General features: G+C 37.8%; 19 protein-coding genes. 15 read left to right on the top strand and 4 right to left on the bottom strand.

The genetic code is table 11. The features are described 5' to 3' along the window. Window positions 1-193 precede the first annotated feature (193 nt). The gene (locus A0O34_RS07475) at window positions 194-466 is read left to right on the top strand and encodes a hypothetical protein (RefSeq protein WP_066753245.1); all 273 of its coding nucleotides are present in this window, start codon (window positions 194-196) and stop codon (window positions 464-466) included. A 254-nt stretch (window positions 467-720) separates the two neighbouring features. On the opposite strand, the gene A0O34_RS07470 is transcribed toward A0O34_RS07475, so the two are convergent. Next, window positions 721-1,086: a LytR/AlgR family response regulator transcription factor gene (locus A0O34_RS07470; protein ID WP_066753242.1), complete on the bottom strand. Its 366-nt coding sequence runs from the start codon at window positions 1,084-1,086 to the stop codon at window positions 721-723. 798 nt (window positions 1,087-1,884) lie between these two features. Between A0O34_RS07470 and A0O34_RS07465 the strand changes: the two genes are divergently transcribed. The 6 genes from A0O34_RS07465 (at window position 1,885) to A0O34_RS07440 (ending at window position 7,291) form a co-directional block, all read left to right on the top strand. Continuing rightward, the gene (locus tag A0O34_RS07465; protein ID WP_066753239.1) at window positions 1,885-2,109 is read left to right on the top strand and encodes a hypothetical protein; all 225 of its coding nucleotides are present in this window, start codon (window positions 1,885-1,887) and stop codon (window positions 2,107-2,109) included. Window positions 2,110-2,170: 61 nt separating this feature from the next. Further along, window positions 2,171-2,359: a hypothetical protein gene (locus tag A0O34_RS07460; protein ID WP_162271025.1), complete on the top strand. Its 189-nt coding sequence runs from the start codon at window positions 2,171-2,173 to the stop codon at window positions 2,357-2,359. Window positions 2,360-2,374: 15 nt separating this feature from the next. Next, entirely contained in the window at window positions 2,375-2,707 is a 333-nt protein-coding gene (locus A0O34_RS07455) for a hypothetical protein (protein ID WP_066753234.1), read from the top strand. Window positions 2,708-3,525: 818 nt separating this feature from the next. Then, window positions 3,526-4,902 carry a hypothetical protein gene (locus A0O34_RS07450; RefSeq protein WP_157885974.1) on the top strand — a complete coding sequence of 459 codons (1,377 nt, stop codon included), beginning with the start codon at window positions 3,526-3,528 and terminating at the stop codon, window positions 4,900-4,902. 20 nt (window positions 4,903-4,922) lie between these two features. Then, complete coding sequence (locus A0O34_RS07445) at window positions 4,923-5,432, top strand: hypothetical protein (RefSeq protein ID WP_157885973.1); 510 nt, start codon at window positions 4,923-4,925, stop codon at window positions 5,430-5,432. A gap of 515 nt (window positions 5,433-5,947) precedes the next feature. Beyond that, on the top strand, window positions 5,948-7,291 hold the full coding sequence (locus tag A0O34_RS07440; protein ID WP_157885972.1) for an O-antigen ligase family protein: 1,344 nt from the start codon (window positions 5,948-5,950) through the stop codon (window positions 7,289-7,291). A gap of 32 nt (window positions 7,292-7,323) precedes the next feature. On the opposite strand, the gene A0O34_RS07435 is transcribed toward A0O34_RS07440, so the two are convergent. Continuing rightward, window positions 7,324-8,997, bottom strand: coding sequence for an alpha/beta hydrolase (locus A0O34_RS07435; RefSeq protein ID WP_157885971.1), 1,674 nt, complete (start codon window positions 8,995-8,997; stop codon window positions 7,324-7,326). A gap of 702 nt (window positions 8,998-9,699) precedes the next feature. Between A0O34_RS07435 and A0O34_RS07430 the strand changes: the two genes are divergently transcribed. The 4 genes from A0O34_RS07430 to A0O34_RS07415 all read left to right on the top strand — a co-directional run bounded on the left by A0O34_RS07430 (window position 9,700) and on the right by A0O34_RS07415 (window position 14,978). After that, window positions 9,700-10,578: an RteC domain-containing protein gene (locus A0O34_RS07430; RefSeq protein WP_228394362.1), complete on the top strand. Its 879-nt coding sequence runs from the start codon at window positions 9,700-9,702 to the stop codon at window positions 10,576-10,578. 397 nt (window positions 10,579-10,975) lie between these two features. Then, on the top strand, window positions 10,976-11,254 hold the full coding sequence (locus A0O34_RS07425; protein WP_472266220.1) for a helix-turn-helix domain-containing protein: 279 nt from the start codon (window positions 10,976-10,978) through the stop codon (window positions 11,252-11,254). Between the two features lie 96 nt (window positions 11,255-11,350). Beyond that, window positions 11,351-12,862 carry a DUF3945 domain-containing protein gene (locus A0O34_RS07420; RefSeq protein WP_082891122.1) on the top strand — a complete coding sequence of 504 codons (1,512 nt, stop codon included), beginning with the start codon at window positions 11,351-11,353 and terminating at the stop codon, window positions 12,860-12,862. Window positions 12,863-12,893: 31 nt separating this feature from the next. Beyond that, window positions 12,894-14,978, top strand: a complete 2,085-nt coding sequence (locus tag A0O34_RS07415; protein WP_066753209.1) for a type IA DNA topoisomerase — start codon at window positions 12,894-12,896, stop codon at window positions 14,976-14,978. A gap of 122 nt (window positions 14,979-15,100) precedes the next feature. Here A0O34_RS07415 and A0O34_RS07410 read toward each other — a convergent pair whose 3' ends face one another. After that, a complete protein-coding gene (locus A0O34_RS07410) occupies window positions 15,101-15,277 on the bottom strand; it encodes a histone H1 (RefSeq protein WP_066749871.1) in 177 nt (58 codons plus the stop codon). A gap of 146 nt (window positions 15,278-15,423) precedes the next feature. Between A0O34_RS07410 and A0O34_RS07405 the strand changes: the two genes are divergently transcribed. Next, window positions 15,424-15,861: a DUF1896 domain-containing protein gene (locus A0O34_RS07405; RefSeq protein WP_066753206.1), complete on the top strand. Its 438-nt coding sequence runs from the start codon at window positions 15,424-15,426 to the stop codon at window positions 15,859-15,861. Then, on the top strand, window positions 15,848-21,280 hold the full coding sequence (locus A0O34_RS07400) for an N-6 DNA methylase (protein ID WP_066753203.1): 5,433 nt from the start codon (window positions 15,848-15,850) through the stop codon (window positions 21,278-21,280). The genes A0O34_RS07405 and A0O34_RS07400 overlap by 14 nt, the downstream gene beginning before the upstream one ends. 37 nt (window positions 21,281-21,317) lie before the next feature. Here A0O34_RS07400 and A0O34_RS07395 read toward each other — a convergent pair whose 3' ends face one another. Next, complete coding sequence (locus tag A0O34_RS07395; protein ID WP_066753200.1) at window positions 21,318-21,674, bottom strand: response regulator; 357 nt, start codon at window positions 21,672-21,674, stop codon at window positions 21,318-21,320. 325 nt (window positions 21,675-21,999) lie between these two features. Between A0O34_RS07395 and A0O34_RS07390 the strand changes: the two genes are divergently transcribed. Further along, window positions 22,000-22,206 carry a hypothetical protein gene (locus tag A0O34_RS07390; RefSeq protein ID WP_157885970.1) on the top strand — a complete coding sequence of 69 codons (207 nt, stop codon included), beginning with the start codon at window positions 22,000-22,002 and terminating at the stop codon, window positions 22,204-22,206. Window positions 22,207-22,487: 281 nt separating this feature from the next. Further along, a complete protein-coding gene (locus A0O34_RS07385; protein ID WP_066759561.1) occupies window positions 22,488-23,120 on the top strand; it encodes a TetR/AcrR family transcriptional regulator in 633 nt (210 codons plus the stop codon). Window positions 23,121-23,126: the final 6 nt, after the last annotated feature.

The raw sequence follows: 23,126 nt of genomic DNA, 5'->3' as shown, positions 1-23,126 counted from the left end.
GATTCGATCTGTTTTTCTGTACAGTTAAGATTTACAAAGCAAGCGAGAAAAATAATGCATTCCCAGACTTTAAACTCAATGGTTGTCGTAACTGTTTTCTCATATTAAGGTTCAAAATCTTTACTACCCTCATACTATAGTCAAAGGTGCAGATTATATTTATATTAGTATTTATTTTCACTAACCTAATGATATGATTGAGGATATAAAAAAGGTTGAAGCTAAAGATCTTAAAATTGGGAATTATCTGATCAATTTAGGATTAGTCCGTAAAATTGAGCAGGACGGTGATTATTATATAATTACAATTAAAAATGAAAAACACGTTTTGAAATTTATGCCAGGTGAGCAATTGTTGATCATGGAGAATGTAATCGTCGATGACCCCTCGGAATACTTAACATCGTTACGAATGATAAATGTCGCAAAAGATATGTTTAAAACAAAGAGAGTTCATAAAGCCTAAAAGCAGACTTAAAGCCAAACAAAGAATAGACGTAGACAATCATCCATTGAAATTGACTGAATACAAATATGGGTTGGCGCAGGTTCCTACTGATACTTAAAAATCAGTGCATTGAAAATGCGGTTTTTCTGCATCAGGAATTGCAGCGGCATCCTCCGGTATGGGAGATATAGCAGAAAGCCCGCCCGACAGGGATGCCATAAATAATCAATCTTTTTGCTGACCTTATCCCTATTACATTTATACTGCTGTTATCACTTATGACCTAATCTTGATTTAATTTGAGCGGCAGCTTTTGAGAAATCACGTAAGCTCACCGGCTTACCTAAAAACATGGACTTCTGAAGATCTATCCGTGGGTGCGAAAATAGTATGTCAGAACTAATAAATACCACTAACCCTATGTGCTCAACTTGGGCTGCTAGATCAATACCCGAAATATATGGCATATTGATATCTGTAAATATAACATCAGGCTTTAGTTCCTTTATCTCCGTTATTGCAGTTCTTGGATCAGTCGCAGTACCGATGATCCTGAATAACTGTGTTTCCTTGATAAGGTCAGTAATAAAAGTGATGCAATGATGTTCATCATCAACAATGTAGCATGTAAGGTTCATAATTAATTTGTCAAGTGATTATTCTGAAGAGAGGTCTTGGGGCTGTTTTAAACAATTAAGGGTCTTAATATTTCTGTCGGTAATAAAAAAGATGCCTGTACCACAAATGAGGTCAGGCACTTTTTTGTTCCAATTGTCAAATACCTTCGCGTTTTCATTAGATAATTTGTACTCATAAGTTGTTTTTAAATATGTAGATTGATATAATTAATGTTCATAAAATCCAAGGTATGGATCAGTATTAACAGACAGCGATTGAGCGTTTTTATGCTAATTTTATTGTGCGTATAAATCACTATATCGAAAATATATTTTATCTAAATAAAAAGTCTTTCGGTTACATATATCGGTGTAATTTCTACATGCATCGTATTATTTCCTTTATGAATGACTTACTTTAAATAAAAGGTACAAGAACAGTCCAATAAATAATCGAACAGGAAAAAAGTTACTGTAGTTTTTTTTAATGCTAGCTGAAAAAATTAAAGTCTGCCTCGCACCTATGCAATATTGTAACTTATCATAAGTTTATTAGTGAATTGGTGTATATCGATATTTCCAGACGTGGCATCCAACAAAATGAGGTGAATTTAGGTTTGCTTAATGAAAATAAGAACCTAAAAGTTTAGAGATAATTTAATAGTTTGTGAAAAATACAAGATAAAAATCCGAAGAGCGTCACTTCGGATTTTTTAATTGATTAAGTTAGTTGTGGTTGTCGCTTACAATAAAGAAGTATTTTAGAAATGGAAAAAATACAATATCACATCTAGACTACTTTAAATAAACGGAAATATTATGGAAAAAGACTATAAAATACATTATTTGGTAATGCTCGAAGTCCAGCGTTTAGCAGGAACTAATATTGATTTTCTTGAAAGCTTCCGCAAAATGACGGATAACGAAATCACGGCATTCATTGATAAAGCAATTATAAATTATCCACATCAAAAGATTGAGGCTTCAACTGATAAGTTAACACTTGGGTTCTACTCTTATCTATTTGTTGAATGGCCTAATTAACTTTATGTAAGACAAACATTTAATTGTTAAAAAAAAACGAACCTAAGTGAAAGACAATGATATGAAAAATGAAATCAAAAAAGTAATTAAAGAAAATAGTACTGATAATTTTTCCAATGGAATTATTTTGGGTGCGAGTGGTAAAGGCAGATCAAATTTTGAAGAAATAATAGCAATTGCAAAAAATGAAAATTTGACTAACGAAGATGCTCTAAAAGTCTATCATGAAAGAAATAATAAATCTCAATAAGCAACAATTAAAATTATGAAAATAGATCAAGGAATATATTTTCTCAATGACGAAGAAGGGGAAGATGGATATTTTCATGGAAAGTCATTAAAGTATCTATTTATTGTAACTAATGAGGATGATCTTTTGATTGCATTAGAGGACTGGGCAAATGATAGGTATAATTCGTGCAAAGTTGCAGATATTAAATTAACTATATTAGGAAATTATCAAATCAAGGTTCAAGTTAAGGATTGGACCGATGACCCAGCCCATGAAATGGAGTTGTACTTAATTAGAATTCCGACGGCCTCAGAATGGTCAAAATTGGGTTACTGGAACCATCAGCGTTTTTTAAAGATTGAATAGATATTAATTTCCTTTGGTCAGAAATTCATAAAAAAAGAATTATGATTATCCATATCCCACTTCCATGAGCTAACAGAAAGTTAAACGCCAGTGGAGAAAATCTGCAGAAAAAAAGCAGACACAACTTAATGTGCCTGCCAATCTAAATTAACGCTCTCATTATGTAAATAATGATCGTGGGCTCTCACCCCCACGAGACTAAACTAGCATAAATAATTAATAATTTCTATTTTCTAAAAAGAAAAATGCCTGTAAGTACTTGGTAATTTGAAGTATACGACAAATATTATTGAAAATATAAATGTGAGAATTGTGAAAGTGATACTTTCTATCACGGAAATAGACCTGTTTATACCGAATTTTGCCCTATGTATATAAAATGAGATCTTAAATTAGAATTTGATAGATAAAAAATACAAATTGCTCTTACAAAGATGTGTGCTGAAAGCCTTTAATTTATTAATTAAATTTTGCCAAAAAGTATTCATCATGAGAAATAAAATTCCTTAAGGTAAAGAAAATTAAAACTTTGGCGTATTACGACTTTAGAAAGTATAAATCTCTTAGTTGTAATTGCAAAACGCAGCCCCATCAGAAATAATTATATTTTTTAACATTCACTCTAAAATTAATTTACTCAAAACATGAAAAAAGTCTACATTGTATGTCTCTTGTTTTTTCTTGGGATAGTTTGTCATCTGGCCTGTCGCAAGGATAATGAACCAGAATCGTCTCAAAAACCTACCGCAGACATCATCCAGTCCGCTAAGTTATTTCTAACGTCTTCAAGGAATTCACAGCAAAATACTTTATCTGAAGTGAAATCCAGTGAAGCTACAAAACCAATGTGGGCAGATGCTTTGCAACAGAAATTAGCAGACGGCTCAACCTTATTGTCAGTCTCTATTCCGGAGTACAAAATCGCTTCCACGCAACTCAATTATATCAGGAAATATGTTTTTATCGAAAATGGAGGGAAAATTATTTCAGGAAATATAGTCGAGTTCTTTGCTAAGCCCGAAGCCTTAGAAAGAGAGAAAGATAAATTGCCTGCACAATTCAATCAATCAAAGATTGAAAACTTTACCGGAACCGTTTTACTCTATGATCTTCAATATAAGTATGTTAACGGTAGAATCTATAAAGATGGCAAATTAGTGAATGGGAGCGCGCAGATTACCCAAGGAAAGAAGAGTTTGACGGATCAAAAAGTTAGCAATAACATGAGCACTGAGGAGCCTACCATAAGGTATGCAAGTAATGTGACGATGATGGCAGAAACTCAGTGTATAAACTGGTATCTTGTAACTACTACATTTGATGGCAATGGTGGCATAATATCGGTGGAAAAAGAATTTTTGTATATGACCTGCGGCGATGGTGGAAGTGGTGGTGGAGGCGGTGGCCAGCCTGGCGGCGATACCAACGTTACTGTTGATTGTATGGGAGTTTTAAACGGACTGGCTTACGGCAGCCCTTGCGGCTGTATAGGTGGCACAAGCGGAGTAGCCTATTGTCCAAGAGATCCTTGTGCGAGAAAAAATGCTATTAATTTAAGGACTGCCCAACCCAATATTGTCGCCAATAAAGCAACAATTATTTCCAATTCATCAACGGTTGAATGGGGAGCTGAACAAAACGTAAATGCATGGGGAGCAGGTTCTTTTGGATATAATCCAGTAACTCCCAGGACTAATACAGCTACGAACTCATTTACCTCTAGTTTCCACTGGAATAATGTTGACGGATACACCACGGGAATTGCCCATGGCCACCCGGGCGGCACAGGTCCTTCACCGAGAGATGCATTTTGGGGACTCGGTAATCTTAACAATCCGGCTTTGCTGGCTGCTGGTCAAAGTGCAGTAAATTATTATAAGGAGGAGGTCGAAGTTACCACCTATCTGCCTGATGGTACCGGGTATCTGATTGAGGTTGAAGACTGGGCAGCACTCCAGGCAGAATATAATATTTTTCTGCAGGACCCGGACGCCTACAACAGTACTTATGTTAGTGAGGCACAGAACTATTTATTTGCAAACAATTCTACCAATGTCGGTGATGCGGGAGTATGGGCATTAATGAGTAAATTAGGAAGCGCTATTAGAATTTATAAATCGGAACCTGGTTCAAATACATTTATGCCTCTTGAAAAAATAGGATTTAGTGTAACGGATAAGCCATGTGTTTATTAACTTTAACAAACAAAATGAAAATGAAAATAATAGTATTGATATGCCTAGGTATTCTGTCATCGTCCAGCATCATGGCTCAGAAAATTGGTTTAAATGACCGTGTGAATATTCAGCTTCCACCTAAAGTAGAGAAGATCAGCAGTGCCAACGTCGCTGTTGTTGCCAAACAGAACGATATTAAGCTGGCTGTACTTCCAAATTCTGAAAATAAAAGCACTTATATTAAAGATGATGTAATCATAACATTGTTTGCTTCTAAAAAAAAGGAACAGGTTGATCTTGTTAAACTAAAAAAAGGTCTGGACGAGTGGGGAAAAACCCTTGCTGGATACAGTTCAAAAATTATTGAGGTTAACGGAAATAAATTCCTCATAACCCAAAATAATACAGAAAGTAAGATCCGCTTCTATGGGACAAATCCAGAGGGTACTACCTCTGTAAACGGACTTTTAGAATTTAATGAAAGATCAAAATCGAAGGCGGGTACAACATTAGAATCACTAATGCCAAATATCAGTTTCGATAAGTAAAATATAAGCAGGAAAAGACTGATTGAATTTGGTCTTTTTCTGCTTGCATTCTGCAAATGATAAAGAGCAAATCAATAATCGAAGGAGGTAGACTCTATATCTTCATACCCATATTTTTATCACTACTTTTTTTAACGCACCTCTTCACCATTGAAAAAATTTACCTTGATTTTATCGAATATGACAGGATTTTCTTAATCCTAGTATGCACTGCAATACTTTTAGTTACTTTCATTTGTATAGGATTTGAACGATTAAAGCAAATTTCTCTTTCAGAGACTTCATTGTACCTGATAGGAGCCTCGGTGTTTCTGTATTTTCAATTTCTACGCAATGCCAATATTAGCAGCACGCCCTATATAATTTTGGCATTCCCAATTATCTACCTTCTTTTCCAAAAAACACTAACCTATTCCGAAGAAGTCTATATAAAAGGGTTCTTAGTCTGCACGATTTTCATTTCTATTGGTTATCTCTTAGATATACACGTTTTTTCATTTCTCAGTATTATGAAAATGAAGGTTCCAATAAACAAGGGGGCTAATGCCAATTATTTCGTATCACTTATTCCATTTGCTTTGGGAATTTGGTCGAGGTCAAGGAATTATCAGCATAAGCAGGTGATTAAAATCTTTTGTTTCTTGCTGCAATTACTTTGTATTGTAATTGTTTTTAAGAGCAATGCAAGACTAGCTTATGTTTGCCTAACTCTAAGTCTCGGATTCTACTTCTATCAGGTGGTACTTTCCGTGCAACACAAGCTTAAGGTAAATAAGACCTTCCTATGGATCGTCACAGCAATATTTTTAATTGTTATGATGTATTCTCTTTACCATATAAACACTGCTTCGGTTCAGGGACGTTTTTTAATTTACACAATAAGTTTAGATATTTTTAAGCAAAATCCATTTTTTGGCTGCGGGTTGGGGCGTTTTGAGTCAGTGTATAACCTCTACCAGGCTGAATATTTTCGGACTCATGTTACTTCGGTTGCTACACAGTTTCTTGCTGGTGATACTTTTGAGCCATTCAATGAGTTGTTAAGGATTTTGATTGAACTGGGTCTTTGTGGGGTTCTTTTTTTTATATTAATTGTGCGTATTTTCTACCTGTTCTTAAAAAAACAGGAACATCTTTCAGTTCTGCAATATGGCGCATTGGGATCGTTGCTTTCCATTTCGATCTCAGCTTTACTGTCCTATCCATTTTCCTTATTATCGATACAATTGAATGCAATATTTTTTCTTTCTGTTTTAACTGCTAACGAACGCCAAATGTCGGTTACTTTTTTATCGCGTTCCTCATCAAAATTCACGTTAATGTTTTTCTTTTTCATTGCTACAGTTTTGTCAGTCGGTTTTGCATATAGAAAAATAAGAAGCTGTCTTTACTGGGAGAAAGCTTCTCTATTGGCTTTGGAAGGGAATTTCTCAGAGGCGGATAAACTTTATTTTAAAGCTTGGCCAAGTATGCAATACAATGGCAGGTTTTTAACTAATTATGGATCGGAAATGGTTATTGCAGGGAAAACCAAACAAGGCGTCGAATGTCTGGAAAGGGCTTCAAAATTTTTGCCAAGTACTGGTCTCTACCTTTGTCTGGGTGAGGGTTATGCTGCTATTGGGAACTATGGGCGTGCCCAAATTGCCTACGAGACCGCATTACATATGACACCAAGCAGATTTATGTCGAGATACAGATTGTTAAAACTTCAACTCGCTAAGCATAACATTGTTGAAGCTAAAAAGATTGCGGAGCAAATTTTGGCTTATCCTGTAAAAATCCCTTCATCGGACGTAACCGAAATAAAGCAGTTTTCAAAGAAACTTCTTGTATCGGAGAACAATACTGGTCATTAATCATTTGATAAGACTAGGCGACGTATAATGAATTAATTTTTCAAAAAATCCAGAATAGAATCTAAAATTAGCTGGTTATTTTCACGTCTAATTATAATGTGTCCTTCATCTTTTAAAACAATAGTTTCGACATTTTTTCTCTTTGATTCAGTTTCCAAAAATTTCACCCTCCCTGCATTATGAAGACTAACATCTTTTTCGCCGTAAATATAAAGGGTTGGGATTTCGTTATGGATTTGATCGCTACCAAATAACCCAGAGAAATCAATCAATTTGTTGAATCTAAAGTCGGGATCTGATACAAGATTGTGAGCCAACAGAGCGCCGTAGCTGTTTCCTAAAATAGAGAGGTTTCCGATGTCTTTATGTTTATGTAGAATATCCCTTAGATCTGTTTTAATGCCGGAAATTTGAAATGGAAATTGGTTTTCTAATGGCATTGAACGAAGTTCGTAACTGTTGCCGATTCCTGTTGATCCAGGATAATTCAATACAATCACCCCATAACCTTTGGAAACAAGGGTATTTATAAATAGGTTATATCTTGCCGATACCTGTTCATTCGGACCTCCATGAAGCCAGACAAGCCAATGTCCATTGTGTTTTGGTGATTGATAGATATGGTTGATCATGCCGGCTGCATTGAAAAACAGTTCGGGCGCTGGTATTTTTTTAACCGTCAGATTATTGGCTAAGTCTTGTTTTTTTCCTTCGGGATTAATTCGGTATACAGAAGCAGGTTCATTTAGCGATGCTGACAGAGAGATTGTTTTTCCACTACCTTCGTAAAAATCATAGTTGACTTCTTTATCAGACGACAGATTATATATATTGTTGTTTTTTATTTTTTTTACGATCAGGTAGCCGTTACTATTTTCTCTATAAATTATTTCATTTTTAGTGATAGGTCTTCCCAAAAGGTACTTGTCATGGTTACTATTGACGACTTTTTCAATATGTCCTTGGCCTGAATATCGGTAGATCTGGTTAAAGTCTGACTCGTGATCAGAAATAAAGTAGAAAACCCCATCTTCTTTTGCCGGACTTATAGATCTATCTGTTATGAATGGAACAGTGGAATGAAAGATTTGGAAATATTTGCCTGTACCAAGGTTATACACCCAGATACTGCCATCAAGATCCTGTAAATACAGCCGCTTCCCGAAGTAATCCCAGATAATAAATCTAAAATCTGTGTCATTATTCTTTTCAACCTGGAGATAGGTTTTAGTGTCATAATTGTAAATTTTGAGCTGACCATCGGATAGAAAAGCAAGTATTGGATTGGTTGGCGAAAAATAAGGATTTCCATTATCTGCTAAAAGATCCTGCAATGGAACAATTATTTTTTTTTCTTGCAGATCGTAGTACTGCACCTGAAAATGCTCTTCAGATTCTCTCTGGGCAAGAGAGACAAATCTACAATCACATGAGATGCTAAAGGGAAACTGATCTTTTGCCACTCCCTGAGCGATACCCAAATAATTAATCTTATCGGAATTAAGGGCGCCCTCTAATACTACCGGAATAAAAGAGCCTGATGAATTGCTGGAAAAGATAATTCGATCACATTTTTCTGATACGACAATTTTTTTATTGAGTTCAAAGGGGAGTGGTTCGCTATGATTTGGTGGATTTTTGCATGAGTTTAAAACGAATACTGTGATCAGTATTGATAATCTAGAAAGGAAAAATAAAATCTTCATACCGTCACTTAATAGCTAGAATGTTTTACCCAATATTAGAATATGTTAAAATCTTTTCCTGTAATAGATTAGAAACATATTTTTCTTTGATATTCGTTACCTGAGTCGATCAGTGCAATTTTAGAGATGTAAAGAGTCAGTTCTTCTACATTATCTAATTTATATTTTTACTTTCTATGGGAACGCTTTGGTGAAAGTAATAAAAGAAATGATGATAATTGGTTTATATTTTACATCATAATTTAGTACATACTTCCAACGCTTTCTAATTGATTTTTTTACTTTATAGAAAAGCATTTTCAAATTAATTCGGTTATAAGCTAGACTTATTGCACATCCTGTGGACGTTCAATTATTTATTGTATTAATAATTGTTATAGTAATTATTAATATGGTAAAATAATATAAGCCCTTAAGTGCGAGTAGGGACATTTCCATTACTGATTACTTAATTTCTTTACAAATCTAAATATCGTACTACACCATCTTTGTGATGCTGTGGGGTTGATTTATAGCTTGGAGGTCTACAATTCATAAGCGGTATTGAAAGACATACCTATACTATTTATAATCCAGATTAAAATAAAAAGTTTTCAGTAGGACTAGATAGATGGAGGTTTTGCGTGACTTTATTATATCTCAATAGTGAGAAATAATTATAATAAATGATTAAGTTGCTGGTTAAAAAGGCGTCCGTGTAGGATGTCTTCACTAACTAAATCCCAAATAACCATGAAAACTTTTTACAAAACCGTTCAGGAAACGATTAAAAATGCTGAACAAAAAATCAGTTTGGATTCTGAAAATGCCATTGACGAATCAAGAAGAATGACCATCTTATTAAAGGAGCTTTTAAATGAATTAAGAGCGCGCGTTTTAACAGGCGGATTTCGAGATTCGGAGGAGGAAAAAGAATTTTTCCGAAAAATAAAACCTGAAGTGCAGGGTAAGCTGCTCTATTATAATAAGGTGTTCCGTATTGAGATTGGACGTCCGGTGAATTTTGGTGCTATTTATCAGACGTACTTTTTGAATCAGTTGCAACGGTTGGAAGAAAATTATAATGAACATATTTCGGGTTCTGAATTTTACCGCTATTATCGGTCAGGCAGCAGGGAAAGGGATAACTGTTATTTTATTCGTGGAAGAATGGATTTCGATACCGGTCTTCAAAGCCATTTTTTCGAATCAGATCCGTTATTTTCCACCTACTATGATTATAAAGTATCACGCATTATAGAAAGTGATCTATTGTACGAATACCTTTTGATGCGCACGAGTAATGATCTCGAAAACAGCCGTCTTTTACTATCCGATTTCGGGAATGAATCTGTTAACTGGACCGATTCTAAAAATGCACTCATTGAACTTATCTACGCGTTATATGCTACAGAATGTATAGGTAATGGTAACGTTGGTATTAAAAAGGTTACCCTGGCTTTTCAAAGTCTTTTTAATATTCATCTTGGTGATGTTCATCATGCCTTCCACCGCATGAAATACCGCAGCGGCAGCCGCAGTATTTTTCTGGAACGTATGAAATCTTCGCTGGAACAATACATGGATAAAGAATTTATGTGATTTCTTTTGATATCAAATTAACCTAGACTCAATAGTAAAGGCAGTAATGCCTATTGATTGATTAATGAAACTGCCTTTATTATCTGCTCTACACTCTTGCACCTTTCTATCCTATTTGCCCATGACCAGCCCATTGGCATGTTATCACTTTTTTACGGCAAAAATCCAAAAAGCTCCCCATTACTGGAATCGTTTAGTCCTTTCCATCTCAAACCACACATCGGGAGCGTAAAATACCTCTTTGCTTTTACTCGTCTGCCCATATTTTTTTTAAAAAAACTTGGCAGAGAATAAAACGGCGTCTGGTCAATTTTGTATGGCATTATCCTGAAACCCAGAAGTGAAAGGGTAACGGTTGTATTAACCAAAAAAATTATAGGCCATGGAAATAGACAAAATGGAATTCAGCTTTTGGATGAAAAGAATCATGCAGCGATTTGATATTCTTTCAGATCATTTGAATTTGAACATCAGAGAACGTATGGTGCTTGATGATGAGGAGCTGTTGGATAATCAGGACATCCTTCACACCCTTAAAATCAGTCCGCGTACGTTGCAGCGGTACCGCTCTTCCGGTGAATTAAAGTACTTCACCATTAGCGGCAAATTGTATTATAAATTATCTGATGTCAGGAATTTTATACACGCTAGTTCTAACAAAACGAGGCCATCATAAAGCCAGTAAAAGACAAATAATACCGCTGGAAAGCCAAACGGAGGTGCCTAGGGGATATGGCTTCTACTTTTGAGCAAAATCTTAAACAATAGTATCATGAGTGAATTAGAAAACGCAGCAAAAGAAAATCCTAAACAGGAAATACCCGGTCAGTCTTCTCCGGATCAGCTGTCGGATATTTTACTGGTTTTGAACAAGGAAAAAATGAGAATTGAGGCAGTTAAAGGGATTGGGAAAAATGGTGAACTGGAAACTGTTCCGCCTGATAAGAAAAATCAAAATCAGTTCATGAAGGTGGATAAAAATGGAGATCTTTTTTCGAACTTCTTTTCCAACTTTTTTAGCCAGCTTAAAAATCCTACCAACTTTTCTTTTTTTAAAGTACCGGCTAAAGCTGCTGTTAAAACGGCTGATGAAATTCAAAAGTCTATTGATATTTCATCAGAGGGTGGGAATGAAATTCTTTCCAAATACGAAGTCAATGCTGATAAACAGCAGGAAAATAAACCTCAAAATCAAAATAATATGGAAACATCACAAACAAACCAGCAGGCGGCACAAAACATTACGCAGGCAAATCAAGGAGCTCCGGGAACCACTGAAAACCGTTACAAAGCGGAAGACATCGATTGGAATACCATGTCCAAATTGGGTCTTAATCAGGAAAAACTGGAGAAAATGAACGTTTTAGAGGATTTACTAAAAGGCTTTAAAACAGATAAACTTGTTCCGGTAAGTCTTAACCTTGGTACGGTCATCACCCGCATGGATGCAAGGTTGTCGCTGCAAAGAAATTCTGAAAGGGAAGTTACCGTTGCTATTCATGGTATCCGCAAAGAGCCCAATCTGGATTTCAAGTTCTTCGGACATGAGTTTAGTAAAGAAGATAAGGAAAACTTATTGAAAACTGGGAATATGGGACGTGTTGTAGAGCTTGAAAATCTTAAAAATGGTGAGAAGATTCCTTCTATCATTAGTATTGATAAGCTGACCAATGAAATCGTGGCCTTAAGAACAGATAAGATCAAAATTCCGGATAATCTCAAGGGACTTGTATTGACTGCCGAACAAAAGCAAACTTTGATGGATGGGAAGCCCCTTTATCTGGAGGGGATGACGTCGAATAAAGGGGAACTCTTTGATGGTAAGGTACAGTTTAATGCGGAAAAGCGTTATGTGCAGTTTTTACGTAATGATGATCTCAGCAGCAAATTACAGCAAAATATAGCCACAGAACCCAACAAAATTTTCAGGGATAAAGAGCTTACCGATAAACAGCATGCAGATCTAAAAGACGGTAAGACTGTAAAAATTTCGGGGTTAGTGGATAAAAAAGGAAAGAAATACGAGGGGTACATCACCTTTAATAAAGGGACAGGCAGGACAGATTTTGATTTTAAAAATCCTAATGATCTGAAAGAAAATGTTCAGCCGGCAGAAGGGCACAAAACGCAGGTCGCTGTTAATTCAGAGGGGAAAACCAATGAGTCGACAAAAAACATCAAAGAGCCTTTAAAATCGGGACAGAAAGGACCGGACAGTCAAAAGCAGCAAGACACTCAGAAAGCTGAAAACAAGAGACCTGTGAGAAAAGGTCTTAAAGCATAATTCGGGCATACTAAATAAAAAAATAATTAAGATGAAATTAGTTATCGCAGAAAAGCCGAGTGTTGGCCGTGAAATTGCCGCATTATTAGGTGCTACAGAGAAAAATGATGGTTATTTATCCGGAAATTCATATTGTGTAACATGGGCATTTGGACATCTGATCACCCTTGCTATGCCGGAAGATTACGGTATAGCGGGATTCAGCAAGGAATCCCTGCCCATCCTGCCAAACCCCTTTGAACTGATCGTACGGAAAGTCAAAAAGGAAAAGTCTTACGTCATTGATTCCGGAGCTGCCAAACAGCTAAAAATCATTGAACGGAAATTTAAAGAATGTGAAAGCATTATTGTAGCTACTGATGCAGGGCGAGAAGGAGAACTCATCTTCCGGTATATTTATCAATACTTAAAGTGTCAAAAACCATTTGAACGTTTGTGGATCAGTTCTTTAACGGAAAAAGCTATCAAGCAGGGTTTTATGAACCTTAAACCCGGAAATGACTTTGATCAGTTATTTTACGCTGCACAAAGCAGAAGCAGGGCAGACTGGCTGGTAGGAATTAATGCCTCCCAGGCATTGAGTATTTCTGCCGGAAACGGCATCTATTCATTGGGTAGGGTGCAGACTCCAACCTTAGCTTTGATCTGCAAACGATTTATAGACAATAAAAATTTTTTGGTTCAGAAATACTGGCAGATACAACTGCAACATAGCAAGGAGTCTATAGATTTTAAAAGTATTTCTCAAACCAGGTGGGATGATCGAAAGAAAGCTGAGGATTCGCTAAAATTGATCCTTAAAAGTGGAACGGCCAAGGTCAGTACTATTGACACCAAAAAAGTTTCAGAACAGGCTCCCTTGTTGTTTGATTTAACAGGTCTCCAAAAGGAATGCAATAAGAAGCTGAATCTCTCCGCTGAAGAAACGCTCAATATAGCGCAAAGCCTTTATGAAAAACAGTTCATTACCTATCCGCGCACAGGGAGCTGCTATATTCCCGAAGATGTCTGGGCGGAAATTCCACATTTAATCAAATCACTGAATGACCGTAAGACTTTAACCGAAGCCGTTTCAAAATTAAAGTGGGGACACTTTAATAAAAGGATCGTTAATGATTTAAAGGTAACCGACCATCATGGTTTACTCGTTACGGATAAAGTTCCTTCTGCTTTGGTGGGAAACGAATCTGCTGTTTACGATATGATCGCCGTTCGTCTGCTGGAATCAGTTTGCCAGCCCTGCAAAAAGGAAATTACCACGATCAGCACAGAGGTTCTTCATTACGAATTTTCTTCAAAAGGAATTGTGATTAAAGAACCGGGTTGGCGTATCATCCAAGGAAACTTTAGTGATGAAAGTGAAGATGCTGCAGAGCCTCTTCCAGTATTTAAAATAGGTGATAATCTAATCATACAGGAAGCTGACGCGATAGCAAAACAGACCAAAGCACAACCCCTATATACCGAGGCAAGTCTTCTGTCCGCTATGGAAAATTGTGGAAAGGAAATTGAAAATGTGGAAGAACGCAAAGCACTGCAAAACGTAGGTATTGGTACACCGGCAACCCGGGCTGCAATTATTGAGACTTTATTTAGCCGTGATTATATTAAACGTGAAAAAAAAACACTTTTTCCAACAGAAAAGGGACTTAAAGTGTATGACTTTATCAAGGAAAAGAAAATTGCTGATGCGGCTATGACTGGTGAATGGGAACTTGCTTTACAAAAGATTGAAAACGGAGAGGCTAGTGCAGAAGATTTTCAATTAGAAATTGAAAATTATACGAGGTCCATTACCGAAGAATTGTTATCAGTTTCTCTAAATACTGAAAACCTGCCTGATTTAATTTGTCCGAAATGTAAGACCATGCATCTGCTCATTAGGGACAAGATCGTTAAATGTCCTGATGCGGTTTGTAACTGGATCTTATTTCGCAGCATCTGTGGGGTACAGTTAAATGTAAAGGAAGTTGAAAACCTTGTTAATAAAGGAAAGACTACGCTTCTAAAAGGAATGACAAGTAAGGCGGGGAAGAAATTCGATGCACGGATCGTATTGAATGAACAGACAGAAACAGCTTTTGAATTTGATAACAACAGATTCCACAAAAAATAATCCGCAATGTTAAGCAAAACTCGGGAAAAAGGAAAATTGAAGTTTTGACAGGCGATTATAATCTTATTGATCCCTCGTAGTTTTGAAAAGAAGAAATCCCTGTTTTACGACAGGGATTGTTTTTACTTTTTAGCTTCATCAACAGAAACCTTTCTGAATTCCTTAAATAGCTTACTTAGTTCCAGAGCCGATTTACGGGCTCTTGTACCGGCTGCCTTGTTTCCTTTTTCAGCCTGTAAATCAGCATCTGCTTTGAATTTTTCCAGCTCTGCACTGATCTTTTCCAATAACTCTTTCATTGTATAATTTTTCTAATAATGAGCTGCTAAAGTAGGAATTATAACCTATTCAAGTCAATAATAACCTGTAAAAATGAAAGCCCAATTACCAATTGGAGTGACGCCTTCCCGATTAAAAATAACAATTAAAAAAAATAGAATATTTTATGAAAACAACAACAAACGACCTTTCGTATTTCACCTTAAGATTGCAGGAACATATTAATAGCAGTTTTCCGGAATTATTAGGAGACAGAACCTTTATTTCGCGCCGTTCCTCGCTCGCTGCCAGTGCCTATGAAGGGGCATTTCTTTCAGGAAATTCGATTGAGCAGTGCAATGAAATTGGGGATTTCATCTTATTTGAGAACCTGCATTTTTCAAAATTCGATATGGTATTGCGTGTAGTCTGCAATGAGTTCGACACGATTATGGCTGATGAGGCGCTGCGGCCATTTGCTTTACAAATGTTCCCGGTTTGTGAATCTGTCTTTAAAGGGTATGAGCTGACTGATGATTTTGCCTATAGTATCGCATATGATGTATTGTATACAGAATTAACGGGCACGATTCAAATCTGGATTGAAGAGAATGGGCTTCAATAAGAAGGAGCATCTTCGCCAGAACATTGATGCTTTAAAAGTTGTCTTTCAGTTAGAGAAAGAGAAACGCCCGGCTACACAAAGAGAGCAGAAACTTTTACTTGAGTACAGCGGATTTGGCGGGTTGAAATTTATCCTCAATCCGGTGGAAAATGAGATCGATGTTAACCATTGGCGAAAGACAGAACATGATCTTTTTCCGCTCACGCAGCAGCTTCACCAGCTTCTCAAAAGTAATACCCTGGATGAAAAACAGTACCGCCGCTATGTAGATAGTATGCGGAGTTCTGTGTTGTCTGCCTTTTATACCCCTCCGGAAATAATTGATGCGCTCGCGGACAGTTTAGACAGCAGTGGGGTAAACATCCAAAAATTTTTGGAGCCATCGGCCGGAATCGGTGCCTTTCTAAATTCTTTTTCGCGCCAAAACATAGGCAGTGTTACTGCGTATGAAAAGGATCTGCTTACAGGAAAGGTGCTAACACAACTGTATCCTGATTATAATATTCATATAGCAGGTTTTGAAGAGATTCCTGACGGTGAAAGAGAAAAGTACGATGTTGTTGCCAGCAATATTCCTTTTGGCGATGCTTCTGTTTTTGACCTGTCCTTTTCAAGAGGGAATGACGAGGTAAGAAAACAAGCGGCAAGAAGTGTCCATAATTATTTTTTCCTGAAAGGGAGCGATATGCTGCGTGATGGCGGTATACTGGTATTTATTACCTCACAGGGTGTACTCAACAGCCCGAAGAATGAACCGATCCGCAGGGCATTGATGAGAAATTGTAATTTGGTTTCTGCGGTGCGTTTACCCAACAATCTTTTTACGGAACATGCCGGAACAGAGGTTGGCAGTGATCTGATCATTCTTCAAAAGAACAGTTTAAAAAAAGGTTTAAGCGAAGCGGAAGAATTGTTTTGTGAAAGCAGATTAACAGAATACCAAACGGCAGGTAATGCCTTTTTTCATGATAATAAACGGATCATACATACATCCAGTGTGCTCGGTACAGATCCTTACGGACAACCTGCACTGATCTACACGCACAAAGATGGTGTGGGGGGCATTGCAGGTGACTTAAAAGTAATGCTTTCGGAAGACTTTCGGGATCATTTCAATCTAGGATTATATCAAGGTGTACAAAATGAAAAATCTTTTGTACAGGTTTCGGCTACGCCAAAAATAACACCTCCTGTCACGGAACCCATTACTACAAAACAGGAACAACAGGATGGGGTTACCCCTACTTATATTCCTGCAAAAAGTGAAGTACAATTGAGTTTGTTTGATCTGTTTGAAAATGAGGGATCAGCGATAGACATTGCAAAAAATGCCAAAACAAAAAAGTCAACGGTTCAACAAAAGAAAACTGTAACAAGCAGAAAAACGGTCAATGACCGTGAGCGTGCCCGTCAAGGAATTTTATTTAGTGCAACCATGCAGGTGCAGGATATTTCTGCGAAGACTACAGGTACAAGTCCTGTCAATAACAATCAGCAGATAAATAGTAAGTCAAAGACTTCGCTTGGTGATCTGTTCTCAGGCCTTGGTGAAGATGCACTCAGTGAAACTGCGCCTGCAATGAAAAGCATTCCTGAGCCTGGAATGTATACCGGAACGATCCAATCGTTCCATCGAAACGACTGCCTGGTGACGGATCATGGACATGTCGGTTATCTGAAAGATCTCGATGAGGAGAAAGAAAATGCAATGTTCCATCCATTATCACTACCAACTGCCCAGAAAGCAAAAGCAGAAACCTATATTTTGGTAAGGGACACGTATATCGATCTGTATCAGAAGGAAGCAGAAAAGCAGACCGAACATAAGCCGGAAAGAGAAACCCTAAATAAGCTGTATGATGAGTTTATAAAACGATACGGCAATCTGAACGCTGCCGAAAACATCAAGCTCATTAAGACCGACGCTGCCGGTAAGGAAATCCCTTATCTGGAGCGGGTAGTGGGTGGTGTGGTACATAAAGCGGATATTTTTCACCGTCCTGTCAGTTTTTCTACTACAACACTGGCTACCAATAATCCTGATGAAGCATTGGCAGCATCATTGAACCGATATGGGAACGTGAATTTGTTTTATATGTCGCAGATCAGCGATATGGCTGCTGAAGATTTGAAAGGTGCCTTACACGGCCGTATCTTCTATAATCCATTGGAAAGGGAATATGATATTTCAGAAAGGTGGGTTTCGGGTAATGTGGTAGAAAAAGCCAAAGAATTGGAAGCTTATTTAGATCATCATCCGGATGATAAAGAAGCAAAAGAAAGTCTTGCTGCATTGCAAGAAGCAAAACCCCGGCAGATTGAATTTGAAGAATTGGATTTCAATCTCGGTGAACGCTGGATACCTACCGGCATCTATGAACGATTTGCTTCGCACCTTTTTGATACTGAGGTTCGTATTCATTATACTGAAAACACCGATGACTTTTCTATTAAGTGCGATCAAAAGAATGCGCACATAAGGGATAAATACGCCATTAAATCAGAAAGCCGGACTTATGATGGTATTGCACTGCTCAAAAATGCACTAGTTAATACGACTCCGGATATTACGAAGAAGGTAACAATTGGTGACCAGGAAGTGAAAGTTCGGGATATGGAAGCCATTCAGATGGCTAACAGCAAAATAGACGAGATCCGTAAAGCCTTTACTGATTGGCTTCATGATCAGAATGATGAATTTAAAAAACGTTTGACTGCTCAATACAACGATACCTTCAACTGTTTTGTACGCCCGCAGTACAACGGAAGCCATCAGGACTTTCCGGGGTTAGATAGAAAAGCATTGGGTATCGAGGATCTGTACTCAAGCCAAAAAGATGCCGTTTGGATGATAAAACTTAATGGTGGGGCCATATGTGACCATGAAGTAGGTGCCGGAAAAACGCTCATCATGTGTACCGCAGCGCAGGAAATGAAACGCTTGGGACTGGCTCATAAACCCATGATGATCGGACTCAAAGCCAATGTCCATGAAATTGCAGAAACCTACCGTACGGCCTATCCCCATGCAAAGATCTTATATCCGGGAAAAGAAGACTTTACGCCCCAAAAAAGATTACGAATATTTGGTGATATCAAGAATAATGACTGGGATTGCATCATTCTTACCCATGATCAGTTTGGTATGATTCCCCAATCGCCCGAACTGCAAAAGGAAATTCTACAGATAGAATTAAATAGTGTGGAAGAGAACCTTTCTGCCTTGCAAGCTCAGGGCAGTGAAATATCGAGAGCCATGCTCAAAGGCGTTTTGATCCGAAAACAAAATCTGGAGGTCAAGCTTAAAACGCTGGAACACGATATCGAAAACCGCAAGGATGATGTGGTGGATTTTAAGATGATGGGTATTGATCATTTATTGGTAGATGAAAGTCACCGGTTTAAAAATCTGATGTTTAACACCCGCCATGACCGTGTTGCAGGGCTAGGAAACATTCAGGGAAGCCAAAAAGCACTCAACCTTCTTTTTGCCATTCGTACCATTCAGGAAAGAACCGGTAAAGATATGGGCGCTACCTTTCTCTCGGGGACTACGATCAGTAATTCATTGACAGAATTGTATTTACTCTTTAAATACCTACGCCCACAGGCCTTGGAAAAACAGGGTATTACCTGTTTTGATGCCTGGGCAGCGATCTACGCCAGGAAAACCACCGATTATGAATTTTCGGTAGCCAATAATATTGTACAAAAAGAACGCTTTCGGTATTTTATCAAAGTGCCTGAGCTTGCTCAGTTCTACTCTGAGATCACCGATTACCGTACGGCAAAGGACATCGGGATCGACCGTCCGGAAAAGAACGAAATTCTTTACAATATTCCTCCAACGCCGCAGCAGGAAGCGTTCATCAAAAAGCTGATGGAGTTTGCGAAAACGGGGAATGCAACATTGCTTGGAAGAGCTCCCTTATCTAAAAGTGAGGAAAAAGCCAAAATGCTGATTGCTACTGACTACGCCCGTAAGATGTCGTTAGACATGCGAATGATCAGCCAACAATATGTGGATCATCCCGATAGTAAGGCTTCACACTGCGCTGCTAATATCGCTAAGTATTATAAAAAGTTCAATGCCCAAAAAGGAACCCAATTTGTATTTTCTGATCTGGGCACCTATAAACCGGGGGTCTGGAATGTGTATTCTGAGATCAAGCGCAAGCTGGTCGAAGATCATGGTATTCCTGCTCAAGAGATCCGGTTTATTCAGGAGGCGAAGAACGATACACAGCGAAGGGAGTTCATACGATGGATGAATGAAGGAAAGATACGGGTGCTGTTCGGGTCAACTGATATGCTGGGCACGGGGGTCAATGCACAGAAAAGAGCGGTGGCGATTCATCACCTGGATACCCCGTGGCGTCCAAGTGATCTGGCTCAACGGGATGGCCGGGCCATTAGAAAAGGCAATGAGATCGCGAAATTCTTTGCAGAAAACATCGTAGACGTTATTATTTATGCGGTAGAAAAATCGCTGGACAGTTATAAATTTAACCTGCTTTATAATAAGCAGTTGTTTATTGACCAGCTTAAAAACAATAGTCTTGGAAAGCGTACCATTGACGAAGGCAGTATGGACGAGAAATCGGGCATGAACTTTTCAGAATATGTAGCAATCCTCTCCGGCAATACGGAACTATTGGAAAAAGCGAAGCTAGAAAAACAGATTGCAGGCCTGGAGAGTGAAAGACAGGCATTCAACCGCTCTAAGGTTACCTCAAAATACAAATTGGAAGATATGACTGCAACAGTAGAGGCTATCAAATCAAGACTGGATCGGATGAAGGTGGATTGGAACAATTTGGAGAAAAGGCTAGAGAAAAATCAGGATGGAGTGGTGTTAAATCCCATTAAGCTCCTGGGGCTTGCTGCGGATGCCGAGGTAAAACAGGTCGGGATGACACTGGGTGAAATTTCAAAAAAAGCAAGAACGGGTGGAGGATACGAAGAAATCGGCAGTCTGTACGGTTTTACCTTGCTGGTCAAAACTGAGATTTCTAAGAAAGAGGATACGGAAATTAAACTTAATAAATTTTTCGTGATGGGTGAAAGCAATATCAAGTACACGTATAACAATGGAATGATGGCCTCAGAACCAAAATTGGCGGCAATGAACTTTTTAAGTGCCCTTGAAAAGATACCGGGATTGATCAGTGAGGAACAAAAGAAAGCTGATGAGCTTGAGAGGGACCTTCCTGTACTTCGGGAGGTAGTAGAAAGCACCTGGTCAAAAGAACACAAACTTTCGGAACTGAAAACAGAACTTTCAGCCGTGGAAAGGCAGATACAGTTATCAATTGCCGATAAAGAAGAACGTGCACCCTCGCCAGAAGGTCAGGCGGTACAAACTGACGATGATAAAAATAAAGAAATGAGTGCACCCCATATTAAAGTGAAATTGTAATGATCAACTCATTGGGAACAATCCTTACTCCTATAAATTAAGCATTTTTCTTAACGACTTCAATCATTTGATCGATATCAAAAGGTTTTTCTATATAGTCATCCGCTTTGCATTCCTTTGCTTTTTTAGGGACATCGGGAGATGTAGAAGTCAGTACAGCTGATACATCTTCCGTTTCCGAATCAGATTTTAAATCTTCAATGACTTCTGATCCTTTCTTTTTTCCCTTAATATTGTCATCTACGATCACAACATCAGGCTCAATCTGATCAATGTTATCAATAGGCTCAGTTGTTAGTGATGGGGTTACATCATAACCTTCTTCCGTCAATACATGATCCATAATATCCAGTATATCTACATTATCCTGAATAAGGACAACTTTTTTTTTCATAACTGTCAGTATATGATGTAAATGTATGAAAAAGAATATTAAGCGTTTCTCGCGCCTGAAAAGGGGAAAATCAGTGACGCGATAGTAAGAACCTTTGAATCTACTACCAACGGGGTAAAATAAATTTATTTTATTTCTCATAGTTGCGAAATAAAATATTTATAATTGTGTTGTGATCTTATTCATATCGCTACTGTGCAAATCACTCGATTGATCATTACTGATATTGATTAAGCATCTATTTTAGAAACACAATTATTAAATATTTACCATAAAACACAATTTACAAATCATGAAAAAAATTATTTTATCAGCAATTTTTGCTTTGTCAGTGGTAGCGTTCACGCCCACATCTTCTAACGCTCAAAGTAAATCAAACAACGCTATTTCCTCAAGACCAAAACAACCTACGAATGCATTGGCTGCTTGGGCGGAGGGATATGAGTATGGTATGTCACATGGTTGGGGACAAGCAGATTCACTATACTGGGCACACGTACAGATGCAGATTTGGATTAATCATAACAGCTAAATTTGCCTAATCAAGTAGCGAGGTACTGCCTCGCTACTTAATTTCAGCTTAATTAATAATAGAAACTAGCTCAGTAAAATTCGTAAAAAATAAAATTCTACTACTTTAATTCCAAAATGAACTGAGGCTGAAGAGTGGTGGTAAAAGTCCTAACCCATTTCAAGGCGCCTCTGTATGAGCATCCCTTTGGCATCTCCCTCCCTAAGAGCCGTAAAACAAAATGGTAAGAATCTTTGAATCCCAAGGAAAAAATGGCAATTTGCCTCTATAATTCGATGCAAATGACCAGAAAGACTACCAGTGGCCCGATCAGGGATAAGGAAAGAACTAAAATGAAACTTTTGACCGCGGTTGGTGCAATCTTAAAGAAAGAAGGTTTTACAGGTTTAAATGTAAGCAGGATAGCGACAAAAGCAAATCTACACCGGAAACTCATTTACGAGTATTTTGGGGGCATGGAAAATCTTGTAAAGGAGTATCTGAACAGCAGGGATTACTGGAGTGTCAGCCTCGATCAGATTGATGAAATTATAGAAGAAAGTAAGAAAGACTTTGGAAAACAAACGGCCTTTTCTCTTTTGGAAAATCAGTTTGATGCATTAATGGCCAATGAAGAAATGCGTAAAATTATCAATTGGGGACTCAGTGAGGATCTGAAACCACTTAAAGAACTCAATAAGGAACGTGAACGGTTGGGCGAGGAACTATTCAGCAAGATCACCGATGATTATTTTAAAGATAGTGAGAAAAATATCCGGGCAATAGAAGGAATTCTGATTGGCGGTATCTATTACCTTACCCTTCAGGCCAAGATGAGCGGTGAAACAATGTGCGGCATTGACATCAATACAGTGGAAGGACGAGCAGAGGTAAAGAAGACCCTTAAACAGATCATTGAATGGGCTTACTCTTAATTTTTT

Source organism: Chryseobacterium glaciei, assembly GCF_001648155.1.
In the GTDB taxonomy this organism is placed as follows: domain Bacteria; phylum Bacteroidota; class Bacteroidia; order Flavobacteriales; family Weeksellaceae; genus Chryseobacterium; species Chryseobacterium glaciei.
This window is presented reverse-complemented; position numbering and strand designations above follow the sequence as displayed.

What these genes read in the sequence shown, in the direction of transcription:
- A0O34_RS07475 (WP_066753245.1), top strand. Translation starts at nt 194, where the DNA reads ATGATTGAGGATATAAAAAAGGTTGAAGCTAAAGATCTTAAAATTGGG.
- A0O34_RS07470 (WP_066753242.1), bottom strand. Translation starts at nt 1,086, where the DNA reads ATGAACCTTACATGCTACATTGTTGATGATGAACATCATTGCATCACT.
- A0O34_RS07465 (WP_066753239.1), top strand. Translation starts at nt 1,885, where the DNA reads ATGGAAAAAGACTATAAAATACATTATTTGGTAATGCTCGAAGTCCAG.
- A0O34_RS07460 (WP_162271025.1), top strand. Translation starts at nt 2,171, where the DNA reads ATGAAAAATGAAATCAAAAAAGTAATTAAAGAAAATAGTACTGATAAT.
- A0O34_RS07455 (WP_066753234.1), top strand. Translation starts at nt 2,375, where the DNA reads ATGAAAATAGATCAAGGAATATATTTTCTCAATGACGAAGAAGGGGAA.
- A0O34_RS07445 (WP_157885973.1), top strand. Translation starts at nt 4,923, where the DNA reads ATGAAAATAATAGTATTGATATGCCTAGGTATTCTGTCATCGTCCAGC.
- A0O34_RS07440 (WP_157885972.1), top strand. Translation starts at nt 5,948, where the DNA reads ATGAAGGTTCCAATAAACAAGGGGGCTAATGCCAATTATTTCGTATCA.
- A0O34_RS07435 (WP_157885971.1), bottom strand. Translation starts at nt 8,997, where the DNA reads ATGAAGATTTTATTTTTCCTTTCTAGATTATCAATACTGATCACAGTA.
- A0O34_RS07430 (WP_228394362.1), top strand. Translation starts at nt 9,700, where the DNA reads ATGTCTTCACTAACTAAATCCCAAATAACCATGAAAACTTTTTACAAA.
- A0O34_RS07425 (WP_472266220.1), top strand. Translation starts at nt 10,976, where the DNA reads ATGGAATTCAGCTTTTGGATGAAAAGAATCATGCAGCGATTTGATATT.
- A0O34_RS07420 (WP_082891122.1), top strand. Translation starts at nt 11,351, where the DNA reads ATGAGTGAATTAGAAAACGCAGCAAAAGAAAATCCTAAACAGGAAATA.
- A0O34_RS07415 (WP_066753209.1), top strand. Translation starts at nt 12,894, where the DNA reads ATGAAATTAGTTATCGCAGAAAAGCCGAGTGTTGGCCGTGAAATTGCC.
- A0O34_RS07410 (WP_066749871.1), bottom strand. Translation starts at nt 15,277, where the DNA reads ATGAAAGAGTTATTGGAAAAGATCAGTGCAGAGCTGGAAAAATTCAAA.
- A0O34_RS07405 (WP_066753206.1), top strand. Translation starts at nt 15,424, where the DNA reads ATGAAAACAACAACAAACGACCTTTCGTATTTCACCTTAAGATTGCAG.
- A0O34_RS07400 (WP_066753203.1), top strand. Translation starts at nt 15,848, where the DNA reads ATGGGCTTCAATAAGAAGGAGCATCTTCGCCAGAACATTGATGCTTTA.
- A0O34_RS07395 (WP_066753200.1), bottom strand. Translation starts at nt 21,674, where the DNA reads ATGAAAAAAAAAGTTGTCCTTATTCAGGATAATGTAGATATACTGGAT.
- A0O34_RS07385 (WP_066759561.1), top strand. Translation starts at nt 22,488, where the DNA reads ATGACCAGAAAGACTACCAGTGGCCCGATCAGGGATAAGGAAAGAACT.